The 18,340-nt window shown below is 73.4% G+C and carries 15 protein-coding genes; 6 read left to right on the top strand and 9 right to left on the bottom strand.

Annotation, left to right across the window (positions count from 1 at the left end; all coding sequences use genetic code 11):
- On the top strand, nt 1–345 hold the full coding sequence (locus J421_RS10205; protein WP_201773138.1) for an MGMT family protein: 345 nt from the start codon (nt 1–3) through the stop codon (nt 343–345).
- Nucleotides 346–511: 166 nt separating this feature from the next.
- Here J421_RS10205 and J421_RS10200 read toward each other — a convergent pair whose 3' ends face one another.
- On the bottom strand, nt 512–868 hold the full coding sequence (locus tag J421_RS10200; RefSeq protein WP_148306244.1) for a hypothetical protein: 357 nt from the start codon (nt 866–868) through the stop codon (nt 512–514).
- Nucleotides 869–1,081: 213 nt separating this feature from the next.
- Between J421_RS10200 and rpsU the strand changes: the two genes are divergently transcribed.
- Both rpsU and J421_RS10190 read left to right on the top strand, forming a co-directional pair.
- A complete protein-coding gene (gene rpsU, locus J421_RS10195) occupies nt 1,082–1,279 on the top strand; it encodes a 30S ribosomal protein S21 (RefSeq protein ID WP_025411080.1) in 198 nt (65 codons plus the stop codon).
- Nucleotides 1,280–1,403: 124 nt separating this feature from the next.
- The gene (locus J421_RS10190; protein WP_025411079.1) at nt 1,404–1,871 is read left to right on the top strand and encodes a hypothetical protein; all 468 of its coding nucleotides are present in this window, start codon (nt 1,404–1,406) and stop codon (nt 1,869–1,871) included.
- A 76-nt stretch (nt 1,872–1,947) separates the two neighbouring features.
- On the opposite strand, the gene J421_RS10185 is transcribed toward J421_RS10190, so the two are convergent.
- From J421_RS10185 to J421_RS10170, 4 genes are all read right to left on the bottom strand, one after another.
- On the bottom strand, nt 1,948–3,009 hold the full coding sequence (locus J421_RS10185; RefSeq protein ID WP_025411078.1) for an LLM class flavin-dependent oxidoreductase: 1,062 nt from the start codon (nt 3,007–3,009) through the stop codon (nt 1,948–1,950).
- Complete coding sequence (locus tag J421_RS10180; protein ID WP_025411077.1) at nt 3,009–4,040, bottom strand: ATP-grasp domain-containing protein; 1,032 nt, start codon at nt 4,038–4,040, stop codon at nt 3,009–3,011. The genes J421_RS10185 and J421_RS10180 overlap by 1 nt, the downstream gene beginning before the upstream one ends.
- A 97-nt stretch (nt 4,041–4,137) precedes the next feature.
- On the bottom strand, nt 4,138–6,918 hold the full coding sequence (locus J421_RS10175) for a BamA/TamA family outer membrane protein (protein ID WP_025411076.1): 2,781 nt from the start codon (nt 6,916–6,918) through the stop codon (nt 4,138–4,140).
- 74 nt (nt 6,919–6,992) lie between these two features.
- Nucleotides 6,993–7,562 (bottom strand): HdeD family acid-resistance protein, encoded by a 570-nt coding sequence (locus J421_RS10170; protein WP_025411075.1) that lies wholly within the window; start codon nt 7,560–7,562, stop codon nt 6,993–6,995.
- 119 nt (nt 7,563–7,681) lie between these two features.
- On the opposite strand from J421_RS10170, the gene J421_RS10165 reads away from it, so the two are divergent.
- The 3 genes from J421_RS10165 (at nt 7,682) to J421_RS10155 (ending at nt 11,864) form a co-directional block, all read left to right on the top strand.
- Nucleotides 7,682–9,376, top strand: a complete 1,695-nt coding sequence (locus tag J421_RS10165; RefSeq protein WP_201773137.1) for a M1 family metallopeptidase — start codon at nt 7,682–7,684, stop codon at nt 9,374–9,376.
- Nucleotides 9,373–10,770 carry a carboxypeptidase-like regulatory domain-containing protein gene (locus J421_RS10160; RefSeq protein ID WP_025411073.1) on the top strand — a complete coding sequence of 466 codons (1,398 nt, stop codon included), beginning with the start codon at nt 9,373–9,375 and terminating at the stop codon, nt 10,768–10,770. The genes J421_RS10165 and J421_RS10160 overlap by 4 nt, the downstream gene beginning before the upstream one ends.
- A 353-nt stretch (nt 10,771–11,123) precedes the next feature.
- Nucleotides 11,124–11,864 carry a metallophosphoesterase family protein gene (locus J421_RS10155; protein WP_025411072.1) on the top strand — a complete coding sequence of 247 codons (741 nt, stop codon included), beginning with the start codon at nt 11,124–11,126 and terminating at the stop codon, nt 11,862–11,864.
- Between the two features lie 7 nt (nt 11,865–11,871).
- Here the strand turns inward: J421_RS10155 and J421_RS10150 are convergent, their stop codons facing one another.
- The 4 genes from J421_RS10150 to J421_RS10135 are packed head-to-tail and all read right to left on the bottom strand — an operon-like array spanning nt 11,872 to nt 18,187.
- Entirely contained in the window at nt 11,872–14,313 is a 2,442-nt protein-coding gene (locus J421_RS10150) for an ABC transporter permease (RefSeq protein ID WP_025411071.1), read from the bottom strand.
- Between the two features lie 37 nt (nt 14,314–14,350).
- Nucleotides 14,351–15,598, bottom strand: a complete 1,248-nt coding sequence (locus tag J421_RS10145; RefSeq protein WP_025411070.1) for a hypothetical protein — start codon at nt 15,596–15,598, stop codon at nt 14,351–14,353.
- A complete protein-coding gene (locus J421_RS10140; protein WP_025411069.1) occupies nt 15,571–16,851 on the bottom strand; it encodes an LVIVD repeat-containing protein in 1,281 nt (426 codons plus the stop codon). Before J421_RS10140 ends, J421_RS10145 begins: the two co-directional genes overlap by 28 nt.
- A gap of 25 nt (nt 16,852–16,876) precedes the next feature.
- Nucleotides 16,877–18,187: a hypothetical protein gene (locus J421_RS10135; protein ID WP_025411068.1), complete on the bottom strand. Its 1,311-nt coding sequence runs from the start codon at nt 18,185–18,187 to the stop codon at nt 16,877–16,879.
- Nucleotides 18,188–18,340: the final 153 nt, after the last annotated feature.

Raw genomic sequence — 18,340 nt, 5'->3', positions numbered from 1 at the left:
GTGCGACGCGATCCGTCCGGGAGCTGGAGCCGCATCTATCGGGTCGTGGCGCGCATCCCTGCGGGGCGCGTCGCGACGTACGGCCAGGTCGCGACGCTCGCCGGGCTGCCGGGACACGCGCGCCTCGTCGGCTACGCGCTCGCCGGACTGCCCGACGGCAGCCCGCTCCCCTGGCAGCGCGTCATCAACGCCGCGGGGCGCGTGAGCACCCGCCGCGACGGCCCCGGCGGCACCGTGCTCCAGCGGCTCCGGCTGGAGCAGGAAGGCGTGCGGTTCGACGCGCGCGGGCGGGTGAACTTCGAGGAGTTCGGCTGGCGGCCGCGCGTGAGGGCGAAGAGACGCTAGCGGGGCCGGTTGTCCTGCTCGCGGTCGCGTCGGTCGCCGCGGCTCTGATGCCTCCGGTGCGGTGTTGCGTCGCTGAGCCCGCCGAGGGTGTGCCGGGCGCGCGGCGGAACGACGACGGCCCGGGGAGCGAGTCCGCCGGGCCGTCGTCGTGGAGGTCGATCGCCGGTCAGCGCATGCCGCCGGACGATCCGCCCTGGTCGCCGGAGCCGCCCGAGCGCGACCCACCGGCATTGCCCTGGTCGCCGCGCCCGCTGGCAACGTCGAGGTCGCCCTGCTCGCTCAGCGTCTCGTAGGTCGTGGAGCCGGTGAGGTTGCGGTTCGTCTCGATGTCGCCGGCGAGGTCCTCGTTACGGCGCTGCAGCGCCTCGTCGAGCGCCTGGCGGTCGTCGCCGCCCTGATTACCCTGGTTGCCCTGGTTGCCCTGGTTGCCCTGCGGCGCGGCCTGCTGCCCGCCCTGCGGCGTGTTCGCGCCGCTCTGGGCGTTGCGCGCGTCGCGCGCCATGCTGTCGTCCCGTTCCGCCATGATCCCCTCCAGGAGTGGTGGGCGGTGATGCGCGCAAGGCTTGGGCCGGCTTGTCACCCGACGCCAGGCCGATTAGTATCCGAGAGCGACACATGTGCCCCGCGTACTGCGGACGAGTTGGGCCCTCGCACTCGCGAGGGCCTTTTTTGGCGCGAGCGCGGTCGACGGCGGCCGCACACCCAACCACAAAAGACGCACCACGCACGAGGTGTCATGATCGAGATCCAGCTGGAAGAGGGCGACCGCATCGACTGGGCGCTGAAGTCGTTCAAGCGGATGGTCCAGCGCGCGGGCGTGCTCGCCGAGGTGCGCCGCCGCCGCCACTACGTGAAGCCGAGCGAGGCGCGCCAGCTCAAGAGCGAGGCCGCCCAGCGTCGCGCCCGCGCGGCGCGCAACAAGAACCGGGGCTGATCGCGCACCGGTGAGTCGTGCGGCCGCGCGTCTCGCGGCCGCATCGCGTTTCGGCACGTGTGGCACGGACGCGGGCACCCCGCTCTTGGGGCGCGCGCGGTGGGACCAGATGTGAGGATCGGACATGCACGACGAGATCGACGGCATCGACTCCGGCCCATCGGGGCTGGGAGACTGGCCGACCGTGAAGCAGCGCAACGGCGTCCAGCAGGCGGTCGGGCATCTGCTCGACGCCCTCGCCCCCGAGCGGCCCCCGGCGCGCGGCGCCGAGCCGCGGGCGCCTTCCCTCCGCCGCGTGCGCACGCCCCGCGGCTGCATCCTGCAGACGGCCACCCGCGCGGTGACCGTGTCGTGGTTCCCCTCGACGAGCGTGCAGGCCTCGCTCGGCGAGCTGCAGGTGGTGGTCTGGCAGGGCACGGTCTCCGTGCCCGGCTCGGCGAACCGGGAGCGGGGCGGCGCGGTCGCGCTGAAGCAGGCGGTGCTGGAGCCTGCGCTCACCGCCGGCGAGGCGTGGGGCTGGCGCGGCGAGGACGGCACCGTGCTCGACACGGAGGCGCTCGCCGAACGCTGCAAGACGATGCTCGAAGACTGAAAACCGCTGCGTCGCTGCGTGACTGCGTCCCCTCAACAAGACGCCGTCACGCAGCGACGCAGCGGCGCATTGTCCCTCAGGCGGCCGCCTCCGCGCGGGCGCCCTCCGGCACGAGCGGCATCACCTCCGCCGCGAAGCGCTCCATCTCCTCGAGCTGCGGGCTGCTCTGCAGCAGCAGGAGATCGACGCCCACGTCGGCATAGGCGCGTACGCGCTCGGCGACCTGCTCCGCCGTGCCGACGAACCCCGCGCGCAGCCCGCGGTTCGAGACCGAGTAATCCTGCAGCGCCAGCGGGCGCTCGAGCTGCGTGTTCGTCGTCCAGTCGCCGAAGTTCGCGAACCCCGGCGAGTCGGGCTTCACCGTCGTGATGCGCGCGAGCTCGCGCCTCGCCTCCGCCTCGGTGGTGCGCACGATCGCGTAGGCGGCCATGCCGAATCGCAGCGGCGGCAGGCCTAACGCCTCGCGGCGCGCGCGCATGTCGGACACACGGCCGGCGATGACGTCGACGGGATCACCGTGCATGACGTACGCGTCGCACTTCGACGCGATGAGCGACTTCGCCGCCTCGCTCTCGCCGCCGGCGTAGATCGTCGGGCGCGGACGACCCGCGAGCCGGAGCGGCTTCGGCGACAGCACGGTCTCCTCGGCCCGGTAGTACTTCCCGGTGAACGTGAAGCCGTTCTCGCGCCACGCGCCGTCGAGCACGTCGAGCCACTCGCTCGTGCGGGCATAGCGGTCGTCGTGCTCGTCGAACTGCACGCCGTAGCGGCGCGCCTCGTCCTTCCACCACGAGCTGACGACGTTCAGCGACAGCCGCCCGCCGCTGATCTGGTCGAGCGTCGCGGCCTGCTTCGCGAGGATCGCCGGCGGGTGGAACGTCGGCCTGACGGCGACCATGAGCTCCAGCCGCTCGGTGACCGCAGCGAGCGCCGACGCGGCGGTCCACGCTTCGAGCGAGTCGGCCTCGATCCCCTTGATGTCGTTCAGGAACAGCTCCGCCACGAGCGACAGGTCGTAGCCGATCTGCTCCGAGCGGCGGGCGAGCCGGCGGACGTACTCCCAGCTCGCCGCCATGCCCTCGTCGTCGACGTTGCGCAGCCAGCCGCCGAAGACGGGCATCCAATAACCATACCGCATCAGACTCCCTCCACACTCCACGCTCCACGCTCCGCGCTCGCTCCGGCGCCGCTCGCGGCGAGCGGCGAGCGTGGACCGTGGAGCGTCGCGGAGCTCAGCCGGGCCTCGAGGTAGTCGACGAGGTTCACGAACGGGTCGAAGCCGATCACGTTCGGCGCGTCGGCGACGAAGTTCGACAGCGCGTTGATGTCGTAGACGTACCACTGCCCGTCGCGGTCGTCGACGAGGTACTCGATGCCGCCGACGTCGAGCTGCGTGCGGCGCGCGATGCGCTCGATCGCGTCGATGATCTCCGCGGGCGGGTCGGCGCGCTCCACGCGGAGCCCGTTCTTCGGCGCGTCGAGCGCGCACGCTGCGCGCGACAGCTCCACGCCCTCGCCGGTGATGCACGCGTCGGCCGGGCAGAGGTTGAAGCCCGTGTCGGCCGGGTAGACGTTGATGGCGTACAGGAAGTCGCCGCCCAACGTCTCGACGCGCGTGATGCGGCCGTCGCGCAGCGGCGCGTACTCCTGCACGAGCGCGGTGCCGTCGACGCCGAGGTCGAGGAGACCCGCCTGCGCGGCGGTGGCGAGATGCTCCTCGTTGTCGTAGCGCACGATGCCGGCGCCGCTGCCGCCGACGTTCGCCTTCACGAGCACCGGATAGCGAAGGCCGCGCGCCGCCTCGACCGCGCGCGCCGCGCTGTTGATGACGCGCGTCCGCGGGTGCGGGATCCCGAGCTCCTGCAGGATGTCGATCTGCGTCGCCTTGGAGAGCTCCTGCGCGTACGCCGACGACCCGTTCACGACGGGGACGCCGAGGCGCTCGAGGTGCCGGACCCAGTGCAGCGTGTGGAACGTGGTCTGGCGGGCATCGCGCAGGTATGCCGACGGCGACGCGCGGTTGAACACCAGCGACCAGGGGACCGATGTCTCGGTCGGATCGTACAGGTGGTTCGCCGCGTCGATCCGCTCGTAGGGCAGACCGCGCCGCTCCAGCTCCGCGAACAGGGGGCGGAACCAGTCGGGGTGCTCGTGATAGATGCCGATCATCAGGGCTCTCAGGTGCGGGCGATTTATCTCAGAACTTGAAATCTAAAAATACCGAAGTCAAGCTGAACCGCACCCCAGCGCCCCGATCATCACATCGTCAGAACCGCGCCTCCACGTACAGGTCGAAGCGCATCCGCTTCTGCGGGTAGATGCCGCGCGAGAGGTCGGTGCGGATCAGGCCATCCATGAACGAGAGCCCCACGCCGGCGCCGGTGAGCGGGCGGCCGGGATGGTTCCACTGCTCCCGCGGGCCCGCCCAGCCGGCGTCGAAGAACAGCACCGGCCGCGCGGCGACGCTGTTCGTCCCGAGCTCGGCGCGCCCGAGCCAGAACGCGTCGCCCTGGTAGCCGCTCTCGACGCCGCCGGCCTCGTTCGTCGGCCGCGCGAACTGGCCGCGCACCGTCTGGACGCCGCCCATGAAGAACTGCCGCTGCACCGGCGCCTCGCCGGCGATCCCGCCCGCCGCGCCGGTGAGCGCGAGCGACACGGAGCCGATGGCGCGCGACAGCGTGGCGTCGGTCATGAGGCGGCCGTAGCCGGTGGTGGCGCCGTGCGCGATGGTCGCGCCGCGCACCGCGGCGCCCTCGACGCGCGTGCGCGCGAGCAGCCGCAGCCCGGTCGGATCCTCGCCGAACGTGCGCGACAGATCGGCCGCGGCACCGGCCACCGTCGCCTGCTGCGCGTCGATGTTGTCGATGAAGCGCGCGCCGCCGATCGCGCGGCCGAGCGAGATCTGCGTGTTCGGCTCGGCGCCGGTGGAGCGCTGCCGCTCGGCGAACAGCCGCCAGTCGACCGTGGCGCCGAACGGCGCCTCGCGCGTGCCGCCGAGCTCCGCGCCGAACGTGCGGTAGTAGAAGCCCTCGTCGCGTCCGTAGAGCAGCGCGGAGAGCGACGCGCCGAAGTTCAGCGGCGAGCCCCAGTCGTCGTTCGCCACGCCGAGCCGGTGGAACGCGCCGAGTCGGACGGTGCGACGGCCGTCGCTGCGCGCGATGGACAGCTCCGCGTTAGGCACGAGGTCGGCCACGCCGAGGCGCAGCAGTCCCTGCGCCGTGTAGCCCATGCCGAGCACCGACGTCGCCGACGCGCCGACGGAGAGCCCCTCGACGCGGTTGTAGCGCATGAGGTCCAGACCGGAGTGCACGCGCACCGGCTGCGGCGCCCACCCGGGCTGCAGGCCGAGGTCGAGCGCCTTCACGAGCGCGTCGCGGTCGGCGGCGCTGAACACCTCCTCCCCCGCCTCGTACGGCGACTTCGGGAGGTCGGCGGAGTTCGCGAGGCGCATGGTGTCGCACGGCATGCGCACGTGCACCGCGAGCGCGCCGTCGAAGCGGCGACGCGTGCCCGCGTCGTACGAGCTGTCGGCGGAGCACTGCACCTCGCGCCGCGCGATCGCGGCCGCGCGACGCAGGCGGCCGCGCGCGAGCGCGCGCGCGTTGCGCGCCTTCGCCGTGTCGCCGGCGGCCTGCAGCGAATCGGCGCGCAGGTTCAGCGAGTCGGCGCGGCGCATGATCGCGCGCAGCGTGGAGTCGACGCGCTGCGTGCGGTCGAGCGTCGCGGGCTCGCCGTCGATCTTCACGGTGCGCGTGTGCTGCCCGTTCGGGCCGGAGCCGATCGTGATGGTGACCTGCGTCGAGCCGGAGTCGCCGGGCGCGCGGGCGAGCGCGGAGTCGAGCGCGGTGCGCGCGGCGGCGAGCGCGGGACGCGGCGTCGCGGCGTCGGGCGACTCCGCGGTCTCGGGCACGTTAGGCACCGGGCGGCCGGCGAGCGCCGCGGGCGTCGCCGCGACACGGTCGTACTTGAAGCTCTCCTCGATCTTCACGGGCACGCGGAAGAAGCCCGCCTGCCCCTCCGCCTCGGCGACGTTGCGCCGCGGGAGCCAGAAGCGGCCCTCGTACAGCCCGTACTCCACGGTGATGGAGGAGATCGTCGCCCGCATGGGGGTGATGAGCCCCTTCACCCACCCGGGCGGCGCGTCGCCGACCTCGTGCTCGGCGGCGCGCACGGCGGCGCGCGCCTCGGCGCTCGTGTCGTTCTTCGCGCGCTCGAGCGCCTCGGTCAGCTCGCGCTTCGTCTCCTCGTCCGCCACCTGCCAGATGTCCATCTCGACGGCCATGCGATACGCGGCGCGCACGAGCTGTCCGCGGTCGGCGTCGAACCAGAACGAGCCGACGAACAGGTGCCAGTCGGGGCGGCGCGCGGTGATGCGCAGCTCGCGCAGCCGCACCGTGCTGCCGTCGGGGAGCCTAACGCTCTGCGAGTCGCCGGCGGCGTAGCGGTAGTACGCCTCGGCGCCGATCGCGAGCGGATGCACGAACGCGCGGTCGTCGACCTCCGCCTTCGCGATGCCGAAGTCGGACGACGGGAACCAGAGCGTCTCGCGCCCGGGGAAGTACGGGATCGGCGAGATGTCGTCGATGTCCGCGTCGCCGTCGGCGTCCTTCACCATCGGAAACACCGCGCGGCGTCCCGTGGGCTCCACGGTGACGCCGCGCTGACGATCCCAGTGCACCCGGGACGCGTTCTCGAGGCGCATCAGCAGCCGGTCGCGCCCGATGCGGCGGAAGCCCATGCCGACGGAGAGCCGCTGGTAGGTCTTCGCGTCGTAGGCGCGGAGCGCCGAGTCCTGCGACAGCCGCGCGACGCGGGCCCGGGCGAGCAGCGTGCGCGACGTGGCGTCGCTGAACGCGGAGCGCTCGAGCTCCGGCGTGAGCGCGACGTGCCGCGGGGTGTCACGCTCGCGTCGTCGGACCGAGTCGGGACGGGAGGACGACGCGGGGCGGGTGGCGGTCGGAGTGGGCTGCGCGCTCGCCTGGCTGGAAGCGGGGGGCTGCGCGGTGCCCGCCACGAGCGCGAGCAGGATCGAGGCGGCTGACGACATGGGAGGGGGGAGGGGTCGGGGCCTCTACGTACCCCGGAGGACGCGAGTTTCCCCGCCGACCCGGCGACGCGCCGCTACGCGGCGCTCAGGCCGCGCGCGTCGGAGTCGCCGTGCGCGGCCCCGCGCAGCCGGAGGCCGAGGGCGAGATGCAGCGCGCCGACCGCGAACCCGTACAGCGCGATCCACCAGAGCACCGTGTCGGCGCCGGTCGCCGGAATCACGAGGAACAGCAGCCCGAACGCCGCGGCGACGGCGGGGACGACGACCGTCAAACGATCGGCCGGCCCCTCGCGGCGCCCGCGGAGCGCGGCGATCCCCTCGGCCAGCCCGGCGACGAGCGCGCGCACGCCGACGAGCAAGAGCAGCTCGAACGCGTTGACGTCGGCCCAGAGCAGCGTCACGAGCCCGATGGCGACGCTCGTCACCGCGCCGACGAGCAGCTCGCGCGCGTCCGCACCCGCCGCGCGGGCGCGCCAGCCGAGGAACAGGGCGACCGTTCCGTCGAGGAGCGCGTAGGCGCCGAACAGCGAGACCAGGCCGTCGAGCGTCAGTCCGGGGGTCACCAGCGCCAGGAGCCCGAACAGCACGGTGGCCCCACCCCGGAGCGCGGTCGCCCACCAGTTGCCCGTCATCGCGTCCAGCATCGCGGCACCTTGTCAAAGTGTGGCCGGTGGCGCGCGGTGCGGCGGACGCTCATCGTTCGCCATCGGCCCCGGCCGTGGGCCCTCTCCCCTCCCTGGTATACCCCGATGCGACGGCGACCGTGACCAAGGCGATGATGAAATCGGCGACGCTGGTGCTGCTCGTCACGCTCGGCGCCACGGCGGGCGGCTCGGCCGCCGCGCAGGACACGACGCGGTTCACGCGCGCGGACTCGCTGCGCGGCGGGAACGGACCGGGACGGTCCTGGTGGGACGTCGAGTTCTACGACCTGCGAGTGTCCGTCTCGCCAGCGGACAGCTCGATCCGCGGCTCGAACGGGATCACGTACCGGGTGCTGCAGCCCGCGCGCGAGATGCAGATCGACCTCATGACGCCGCTCGTGGTCGACAGCATGGTGCAGGACGGCCGGCGGCTGACGTTCCGGCGCGACTCCAACGCGTTCTTCGCCACGCTCGCGGCGCGGCAGCGCACCGGGGAACGGCGCACCGTCACCGTCTACTACCACGGCAGGCCGCGCGTCGCGCGCCGCCCACCGTGGGACGGCGGGTACGCGTGGCAGCGCGACTCGCTCGGGAACGCGTGGGTCGCGACGGCGAACCAGGGGCTCGGCGCGAGCGTGTGGTGGCCGAACAAGGACACGCAGGCCGACGAGCCGGACTCGCAGCGCGTCGCGATCACGGTGCCCGACCCGATGGTGGACGTGTCGAACGGGCGGCTGCGCACAGTGACGCACCACGACGACGGGACCACGACGTGGGAGTGGTTCGTCACGAACCCGATCAACAACTACGACGTCGCGGTGAACGCCGGCGCGTACGAGCACTTCTCGGGCGTGTTCCGCGGCGAGCGCGGCCCGCTCACGCTCGACTTCTGGCCGCTCGCGTTCCACCGGGAGGCGGCGGAGCAGCAGTTCCGACAGGTGCCGGCGATGCTCGCGTGCTTCGAGCACTGGTTCGGGCCATACCCGTGGTACCGCGACGGATACAAGCTCGTGGAGGCGCCGCATCTCGGCATGGAGCACCAGAGCGCGGTGGCGTACGGCAACAAGTACCTGCAGGGCTATCTCGGGCGCGACCGGTCGGGGAGCGGCTACGGCGTGCTGTGGGACTTCATCATCGTGCACGAGAGCGCGCACGAGTGGTGGGGCAACGCCATCACGACGAAGGACATCGCCGACATGTGGGTGCACGAGGCGTTCGCGAACTACGCGGAGGCGCTGTACACCGAGTGCCGCTTCGGCAAGGAAGCGGGCGCCGCGTACGCGGTGGGCGGTCGGCGCAACGTGCGCAACGACGCGCCGATCGTCGGCCGCTACGGCGTGAACGACGAGGGATCCGGCGACATGTACGACAAGGGCGGCAACATGCTGCACACGATCCGCCAGCTCGTGCAGGACGACGAGAAGTGGCGGCGCGTGCTGCGCGGCCTGCAATCGACGTTCGGCGGCAAGACGGTGACGGGTGCCGACGTGCAGCGCTACATGACCGAGCAGAGCGGCGTGGATCTCGGCCGGGTGTTCGCGCAGTACCTGACGACGACGAAGATCCCGGTGCTCGAGTACAAGGCCGAGGGCACGATGCTGTCGTACCGGTGGGCGGAGGTGGTGCCGGGGTTCGACATGCCGGTGCGCGCGAGCGTCGGCGGACAGCCGGCCCGCTGGATCAAGCCCACGGAGAGCTGGCAGACGGCGTCGCTGTCGGCGGGCGCGCCGGCGACGATCCGCGTGGACGAGAACTTCTACGTGCTGACACGCGACGTGCTCGCGCCGCCGAAGACGACGGGAGCGGCGCCATGACCTCTCGCAGACTGCTCGCCGCCGCGGCGTGCCTGCTCGCGACGCGTGCCGCGGGGGCGCAGGGCACGATCGTGGGCACGGTGTACGACAGCCTGTCGCGCGGCCCGCTGCGAGGCGCCGAGGTCGCCCTCGATGCCACGAACGGCGTCGGTGTGCCGCGCTCGGTGACGACCGACGCGAGCGGCGGCTTCCGCTTCGACTCGGTGACGGCCGGGGAGTACGCGCTGTCGTTCTCGCACCCGACGCTCGATTCGTTAGGCATCGGCGTCGCGCCGGCGCGCGTGCGCGTGGGGAGCGACACGAGCGCGCTGCACCTCGCGACGCCGTCGCTGCGCACGATCGCGCGGCGCGCCTGCCCGGGGCTCGAGCCGGACACCGCCGGCATGCTCGTGGGACGCGTGCGGCGCACGAGCGACGGCGCGCCGGTGCCGGCGCGCGTGGCGGTGCAGTGGTCGGAGTGGGAGCCCGCGGGCAAGTCGGTGACGACGCGGCTGCACACGATCGCCGTGCGCACGACGGACGGCGGCGCGTACGTCGCATGCGGGGTGCCCAACGACGTCGTGGTGACGGTGCAGGCGCTCGCCCGCAGCGCCGACTCGGCCGCGGTGGAGGAGGGCGAGGTGCAGGTCGACCTGCACGACAAGGTCGTCACGATGCAGGATCTCGCCGTCGCGCCGTCGCTGCGGGCCGCCGCGCAGTCGGGCGCGCGAGCCGCGGGCACGGCGACGCTGGTGCTCGTGGTGCGCGATGCGGAGGGGAAGCCAGTGTCCACGGCGCATGCCGACGTGGAGGGCGCGACGGCGGTGGCCGACGACAGCGGCGCGGTGCGACTCGCGCGCGTGCCCGCGGGAAGCCGAGTGGCGACGGTGCGCGCGCTGGGCTACGAGCCGGCGACGGTGTCGGTGACGCTGCCGGCCGACGCGTCGCGCACGGAGCGGGTGACGCTGGCGCGGTCGCGAGTGACGCTGCTCGGCACGGTGCGCGTGAACGCGCAGCGCGCGACGCTGCTCGACCGCACAGGATTCGAGTTCCGACGCCAGGCCGGCTTCGGGCAGTTCGTGACGGCGGAGCAGTTCGAGCAGCGGCAGGCGCAGCACGTGTCCGACGTGCTGAAGACGATCCCGGGGCTGCGCATGAAGCCGTTGCAGAACGGCATCGGCTACGTGCCGGTGTCGACGCGGAGCCCGTTCGGCAACAGCTGCGTGCTGAGCGTGTTCATCGATCGCATGCGGCAGACGATGACGGACGGCATGTCGATCGACGACCTCGTGAACCCGCTCGACGTGCGCGGCATCGAGGTCTACCTCGGCGCGGCCGAGGTGCCGAGCGAGTTCCGCAACAGCCAGAGCGTCTGCGGCGCGATCATCGTGTGGACGCGCGGCTTCCGACCCTGAGATCACTCACGCGCGCCTAGATAGAGGACGCGGACCACCGCAATCTCACGCGGAGCCGCGGAGGACGCGAAGGACAGCCTCTTCGAATTGAACCGCAGAGGACGCAGAGGGGCGCAGAGCCTTTCATTTGAACCACAGAGGACACGGAGGACACGGAGGAGAACCACTTCAATTGTTGGTTTCCTCTGTGTCCTCCGTGTCTTCTGTGGTTGAATTCAAGAAGGGCAGGAAGAGGCAGTCCTGTGCGCCCCTCTGCGTCCTCTGCGGTTCGTTCACACAGCCCCGAACGGGCTCGGCGTCCTGCGCGGCTCGGCACGAGACACGGACAGCACACGCTTACCGGAGCAAGCGACATGGCACCGATCGCCGCGCTGTACGACGTGCACGGCAACCTTCCCGCGCTCGATGCGGCGCTCGCGGCGGCGGAAGCGGCGGGGGCACGCGAGATCATCGTCGGCGGCGACGTCGTACTCGGCCCGATGCCGCGCGAGGCGCTGGAGCGGCTGCAGGCGTTAGGCCCGCGCGCGCGCTTCCTGCGCGGCAACTGCGACCGGCTGGTGGTGAGCGCGTTCGACGGCGAGCCGCTCGACCGGATGCCGGCCCGGCTGCGCGGGCCGGTGGAGTGGACCGCGGCGCAGCTCGACCGCAGCCACCGCGACTTCCTCGCCGCGCTGCCGACGACGCTCACGGCGGAGGCGCCGGGGCTCGGCGAGGTGCTGTTCTGTCACGCGACGCCGCGGAACGACGAGGAGATCTTCACCGTGCGCAGCCCCGACGAGCGCGTGCGGCCGATGCTCGCGGGAGTCACGCAGTCCGTGGTGGTGTGCGGGCACACGCACATGCAGTTCGACCGCCGCGTGGGCGACGTGCGCGTGCTGAACGCGGGGAGCGTGGGCATGCCGTACGGCCGGCGCGGCGCCCACTGGCTGCTGCTCGACGACGACGCGCGGCACCAGCGCACCGACTACGACTACGACGCGGCGGCCGCGCGCGTGCGCGCGACGGCGTACCCGAACGCCGAGGACTTCGCATCGCGGTCGGTGCTGGATCCACAGAGCGAGGAAGAGATCCTCGCGCTGTTCGAGCGTTCGTGATGTCATCTCAGTCCGAACGCAGCGACGTCGCCAGGTGGACGAGTGACGCGCGCCACGCGGGGAGCGCGGCGGCAGCGGCGCCGGCGGCGAGGAGGGCGAGCGCGGAGCCGACGAGGACGCGCGGGTCGGTGGGCGCGACGCCGTAGAGCAGCGCGCCCATGGCGCGGCCGAGGACGAGCGCGAGCGGCGACGCGACGACGACGCCCGCGCCGACCATGGCCAGCGACTCGCGCAGCACGAGCCAGACGATCCGCGGACGACGCGCGCCGAGCGCCATGCGCACGCCGATCTCGCGCACGCGGCGCGCGACGCCGTACGCGACGACGCCGGCGAGCCCCACCATCGCGAGCGTGAGCGCGAGCAGCGCGAAGCCCGCACCGAGGGTGGCGACGAGCCGCTCGCGGAGCAGCACCTCGTCGAACGCTTCGTCCATCGTCTGCCAGCGGGTGACGCGCACGTCGGGCGCCACCGACTGCACGGCGCCGCGCAGCGGCGCGACGAGCGCGCGCGGGTCGCCGGTGGCGCGCACCATGACCTCGAGGAACGGCCACTGCCCCGCCTGCGCGGCGGGCACGTAGATCATCGGATCCTGCGGCGTGCGCCGGTCGCCGAAGCGGACGTCACGCGCCACGCCGACGATCGTGAGCGTGCGGTGGTCGTCGTCGACGACGCGGATCGTGCGGCCGAGCGGCGAGGCGCCGCCGAGCAGCCGGCGCGCGAACGCCTCGTTCACGATCGCTACCGGCTCGGCCGCGCGCCCATCGCGCGCGTCGAAGTCGCGGCCGGCGAGGAGTGCCGTGCGCGCGGTGCGCAGGTAGTCGGGCGTGACGACGGTGACGTCGACCTCGGGCCGCTCGCGCATGCCGGGCAACTCGACCGTGAAGCTCGCGCTGCGGCCGCCGAACGCGGGGATGCGGGTCGCCATGCCGGCGGAGCGCACGCCGGGCACCTGCCTAACGCGGTCGAGGATGTCCGCGTGCACCGGGATGATGCCGGCCTCGTCGAGCCGCGTACCGCGCGTCTCCACGGAGAACATGATGAGGTGGTCGGGCGCGAAGCCCGGATCGACCGCGCGGAGGTTGCGCAGCGTGGCCACGCACAGCGAGGCCCCGCTGACCAGCACCAGCGTGAGCGCCACCTGGACGACGACGAGCGCGCGGGCCGCGGCGCCGTCGCGGCGCGTCACCGAGCGCGAACCGCCACGGTCGCCGAGGCGTTCGGCGAGCCCGCCGCGTGTGGCGCGGAGCGCGGGGCCGAGGCCGCAGGCGACGACGCACAGCGCGCACACCGCCGTCGTGAACGCGAGCACCGGTGCGGTGGCGCGGAAGCTCACGAGCGACGCCTCCGACTCGAAGCCGGCCGGGAGCGCCGTGACGAGCGCCGCGGTGGCCCACGCGGCGAGCAGCATGCCCGCGGCCGCTCCCGCCACCGCGAGCAGCGCGCACTCCGCGAGGAGCTGGCGCACGACGCGCGACCGCGCGGCGCCGATCGCCAGCCGCACCGACAGCTCGCGGCGGCGCGACGTGCCACGGGCGAGCAGCAGGTTGCCGACGTTCGAGCAGGCGACGAGCAGCACGATCAGCACGCCGGCCATGAGCAGGCCGAGCACGCGCGCGTACTCGCCGCGGAAGTCGTTCTTCGAGCCCGGGATGCCGCGGCTGACGTCGATGAGCTGCACGTGCGCGCGCGCGTCGCCGTCGGGGTCGAGACAGCAGCGACGGTACGCCGCGTCGAGCGACGCGGAGAATGCCGCGCGCGAGGCGACGTCGCGTCGCGCGATCACGTGCACGTAACGGCGCGCGGCGACGGGCAGCACGGTGGCGAGCGCGCGCTGCGGCACGGCGAGCTCGAAGCGTCCATTGAACACCACGCCGCGGAACGCCGCCGGCAGCACGCCGACGACGACGAACGGCCGTCCGTTCAGCGTCAGCGGCTTGCCGAGCACGCCCGGGTCGCGCGCGAAGAAGCGCTCCCACGTCCGCTCGCCGAGCACGACGACCGCCGCCGCCTCGCGGTCGTCGTCGGGCCCGAGCGTGCGGCCGAGCAGCGGGCGGACGCCGAGCGTGGCGTGGTAGCCGCCCGTGAGCCAGTCCGCGTGCACGTAGTCGCGCGCATCGCGCGACTCGGCGACGACGTTGTCCGCCTGCCCACCAGCCTGCAGCGCGAGCGCGGGGACGGCGTCGCGGAGCGCGGCGTATTTCTCGAAGCGGAACGTCGTCTCGGTGAACGTGTCGCCGATGCGCGCGACGGCGACGAGCTGCCCGGCGCGCGGGATCGGCAGAGGACGCAGCAGCACCGCGTCGAGCAGCGCGAAGATCGCGGTATTCGCACCGATGGCCAGCGCGAGCGACACGACGGCGGCGAGCGTGAACGCGGGGGCGCGGCGCAGCGTGCGCGCGGCGTAGCGGAGGTCGGCGGCGAGGCCGCGGAGCCAGGAGACGGAGCGCATCGAGACCTCGGCGCGTGAGGTGATGCAGCGACTGACGTCAGTACGTGGGACGCCGCGGCGGCGGTTTCGGTTGTGGCGAGGCCGGCCGCGCGAAACGTGCGCGCTCGGCGCGCTGTCGCGCGCGCGGCACGGCGACGGCGAGCAGCGCGGCGAGGACGACGGCGGGCGCCCACGCGGCGAGCCATCCACCGGGGAGCGACGGCGGGCGCCAGTCGCCGTCGCGCCGCACGAGCGACGGGAAGCGGCGCTGCACGAGCACCGTGACGACGAGCACGGCGACGCCGAACGCGGCGAGCAGCAGGGGGAAGCCGACCACGCCCTCGAACACGTCGAACGCGAGGTAGCCGAGGTACCAGATCGCGTTCGCCATGCCGGCGACGAGCAGCACGCGGCGACGGAGCCGCGCGGCGGCGCCGAGCTGCGCGAGCGCGACGACGACGAGACCGTGTCGCGCGGCCGGACCGACGCTGAACGCGTCGAGCAGCCCCGCCTCGAGCACGATGCACGCAGCGAGGTAGAGCCAGGCGGCGAAGTCCTCGCGCGCCGCGTCGTCGGGCGGCCGCTGGCGCACGTCGGTGGCGTAGGCGATGCCGAACAGCACCGTGCCCGCCGCGCCGTACGCCCAACCGCGCATGTAGAGGAGCCGCTCGTCGCCAGCGGCCGCGATGGCGACGAGCGTGGTGCACTCGGCGAGCACGGCGGCCGCGGCGGCGGCGAGCGGGACGCCGATGGGCGTGCGCCTAACGGGTCGCGCGGCGGCCAGGCCACGCAGCATCAACAGCGCCGCGAGCGCGCCGGAGAGCTCCACGACGAGGCGACGCGTGATCATGTACGGCTCGTAGCGCAGCAGCGCGCTCGCGCGGTCGCCGGGCCACTCGCCGGTGAGGCGCAGGAGCGACCACGCGACGAGCGATGTGGTGAGCGGCACGAGCGCGCAGGCGACGCCGGCCGCGAGCGGAAATCCGACGCGCGCGAGACGCGTCGCGACCGCGCCGAGCAGCGCACCGTACGCGAGCGCGACGCCGAGCACACCGGCCGGGCCGAGCGGCTCCCACCGGTCGGCGAGGAACCAGCCGAGCGCGAACACGACGAGCGCGGCGCCGAGCCAGTACGCGATCGTGACGCCGTCGAGTGTGGAGCGCGCGTCGTCGCGCGTCGGCTCGGGGAGGGCGAGCAGCGCGTCGCGCTGGGCCGGCGTGATGACGCCGGCGGCGACGCCGCGCGCGAGCAGCGCGCGCGTGTCGCGGAGGGATGGAGTTACCGCGTCGCCGGGTTGAGCACCCACAGTCCACCGGGCATGTCGGAGACGTACAGCGATCCGTTCAGGTACTCCACGCCCCACACGAACACCGACGGGCTGCCGGAGGCCAGCCCCTTCCCGATCTCGCGCCCCATCTTCGAGAGGTCGCAGCGGCCGACGCCGCCCTGCTGCGCCACGGTGCACGTCCCGAGGTCGCCGCGGATGTCGAGCGCGCGCACGCCGGCGTTGTAGTACGCGGCGTACAGGATGCCGTTCTTCGTGTCGACGGAGAAGTTGTGCGTGCCGGCGCCGATCACCGTGTAGTACGCGACCTCGCGCGGCCGCGTGATGTCGCTCATGTCGACGACGTGCACGTCGCCCGACGAGCTGGCGCCGATGGCGGCCGGCCCTTCCTCGCCGAGGAACGCGTAGCGCGTGCTCCCCGTGCCCTCGTCACGTCCCCACCAGATGTTGTGCACGTAGCCGCCGACCGTGCGGACGTTCGATACCGAGTCGGGGGCGGCGGGCGTTCCCTTCCCACGCGCACCGATGTCCCACACGGTCATGCCGTCGTGCCAGAGCGCGGTGAGCAGGTAGCCGTTGTAGATCCACACGTCGTGCACGAACGGGTTGCCCATGACACGCGACCAGACCTCGCGCGGCGCTCGCGGGTCGGACAGGTCGACGATGGTGAGGCGGGCGGGCGCCGCCCCGCGCGGATCGATCGACGCGTACACGTAGTTCTTGCCGTTGATGCGCGCGAGCTCCGCGGTGTGCACGCCGTTCACGAGGTTCGGCGTGGAGTAGCGCGAGAGGAGCGTCGGGTGCGCGGGATCGGCGAGCGAGTAGGTGACGATCTCGCCGTACGGCTCGGTCGCGACGACGAGGAGCGACCCGTCGTCGCTCACCTGCACGTCGCCGGTGGTGTTCACCATGGCCACCGACTCGACGACGACCGAGTCGACCATGGCCGGCGTGGCGCCGCCGAGGTACCAGACGTAGACCACGTTGCCGCAGTTGTTCGCGGTGCACGTCGCGCCGGTACGGCGGTTCCACGACGACGTGTAGACGAACTTGCCGCGCGGCCCGTCGAGCGGGGACACTTCCGCCGTGTTGCGCGACGTCACGGGGCACAGCAGGCGCGCGTTCATGCCGCCGGTGCCGGCGACCGACGACGGCTCGCAGTGCACCGCGTTCGCGGCGACAATGGGCTCGGTGGTGCCCTGTGGGCCGTCCTTGCCGCAGGCGGCGAGGAGCGCGAGGGCGATCGGAGCGACGAGGCGTCGGGGCATCGACACGGGTGCAGTTGAGGTCGGGACGAGTCTAATGCGCGGACGCCGCCGCGGACACGCCGTAGCGTCCCATGCGCGCGTGCGGCGTGCCGGCGCCGAGCCGCAGCCCGCCGGTGAGCGCCCACAGCCGACGGCCGCCGTAGAACGACGCGGGATCGAACGCGGTGCCGGCGACCACGCGGCTCGGCGCGAGCGCGGTGAGCTCGGCGAACGGCGCGACACGGAGCGCGGCACGCCCGAGGGGCCGCGCGGCGCCCACCGTGAACGTGGTCCAGTGCGTGACGCCGAGCGTGGCGACGTCGGGCGCCGGGCGGACGGTGCGGAACGGATCGACGCTGCGCTCCTCCTCCAGGCGGTCGGTGCGCTCGGCGCGGGCCACGAGCTCCACGTTCCACCGCCGCGCACCGGCCTCGGCGAGCACGCTGCCGTCGCGATAGCCGGCGACGTCGATCACGCGGCCGCCGCGCATCCAGTCCGTGCGCGCCCACTCGACGAGCGCGTACGTGCCCGGTCCGGCGCCGACGGCGGCGGCGCCTAACGGCGTGCCGGATGCCCAGCGCGCGGCGGCGCTCCACTTCCGCTGATCGAGCCCGCCGCCGGCGCGGTTCTCCGGCGAGGCCACGCGCGCCGCGCTCGCCGAGAGCTCGAGCCCGGTCGCGCTCCACGCGTCGGCGGCCGCGGCGCCTAACGGCAGCACCGACACGCGCGCCGACCACGAGTCGCCGAAGCGTCGCCACCGGGGCGCGGCGTAGGGACCGGTGGGCTCGTCGCCGTTGAACGTCGCGACCTCGACGAGCGTGCGCGGCATGCGCACGGCGCCGACGAGGACCGCGCGCTCGAGGATCTGCGCGAGGTGATGGTTCACCGGGTAGCGCTCGAACGGGCGCACCATCGGGTCGTCGGTGCCGAACGGGGCGAACCCCTTCCCCGCGGCGAGCGAGGCGGCGACGGCGCCGCGCGATCCGCGCACCGCGACCATCGCCTCGTGCACGAGCGTGTGCGGGTGGCGCCGGTCGACGTAGCCCTCGCCGTAGACACCGCCGAGCAGCTCGCCGCGGGCGAGCGTGAGTCCCTCGAAGTTGAGCGTGCCGGTGAGCTGGACGTGTCCGCCGGCGACGGCGGCGTGGCCCATCACGGTGGGCTGCGACACGTACCCTTCGGTGCGTGTGCGGCCGTCGAGCGCGTTCGTGAGGCGGGTGCCGCTGACGACGGCCTGCGCGCCGATCGCGCCATGGACGCGGCGCGCCGCCGGCTCGTCGTGCCCCATGTGTCCCGCCGGGTGCTGGGCCGCGAGCGGCGCCGCGGAGATGGCGAGGACGAGGACCGAGCGGGCGAGGGGCATCAGTGGGGAACGAGCGCGACGGACGACGGCTGCCACGGAGCAACACCGGAGGCCGGTGCGTACCCCATGCCGCGGCCGCCGTTCAGCGCCCGGCCGCCGCCGTGCGTTCTCGGTTCGGCCCGTCCCGCCGGCCAGGCCTCGATGCCGGCGGCT

The organism is Gemmatirosa kalamazoonensis (assembly GCF_000522985.1).
Taxonomy (GTDB): domain Bacteria; phylum Gemmatimonadota; class Gemmatimonadetes; order Gemmatimonadales; family Gemmatimonadaceae; genus Gemmatirosa; species Gemmatirosa kalamazoonensis.
This window is presented reverse-complemented; position numbering and strand designations above follow the sequence as displayed.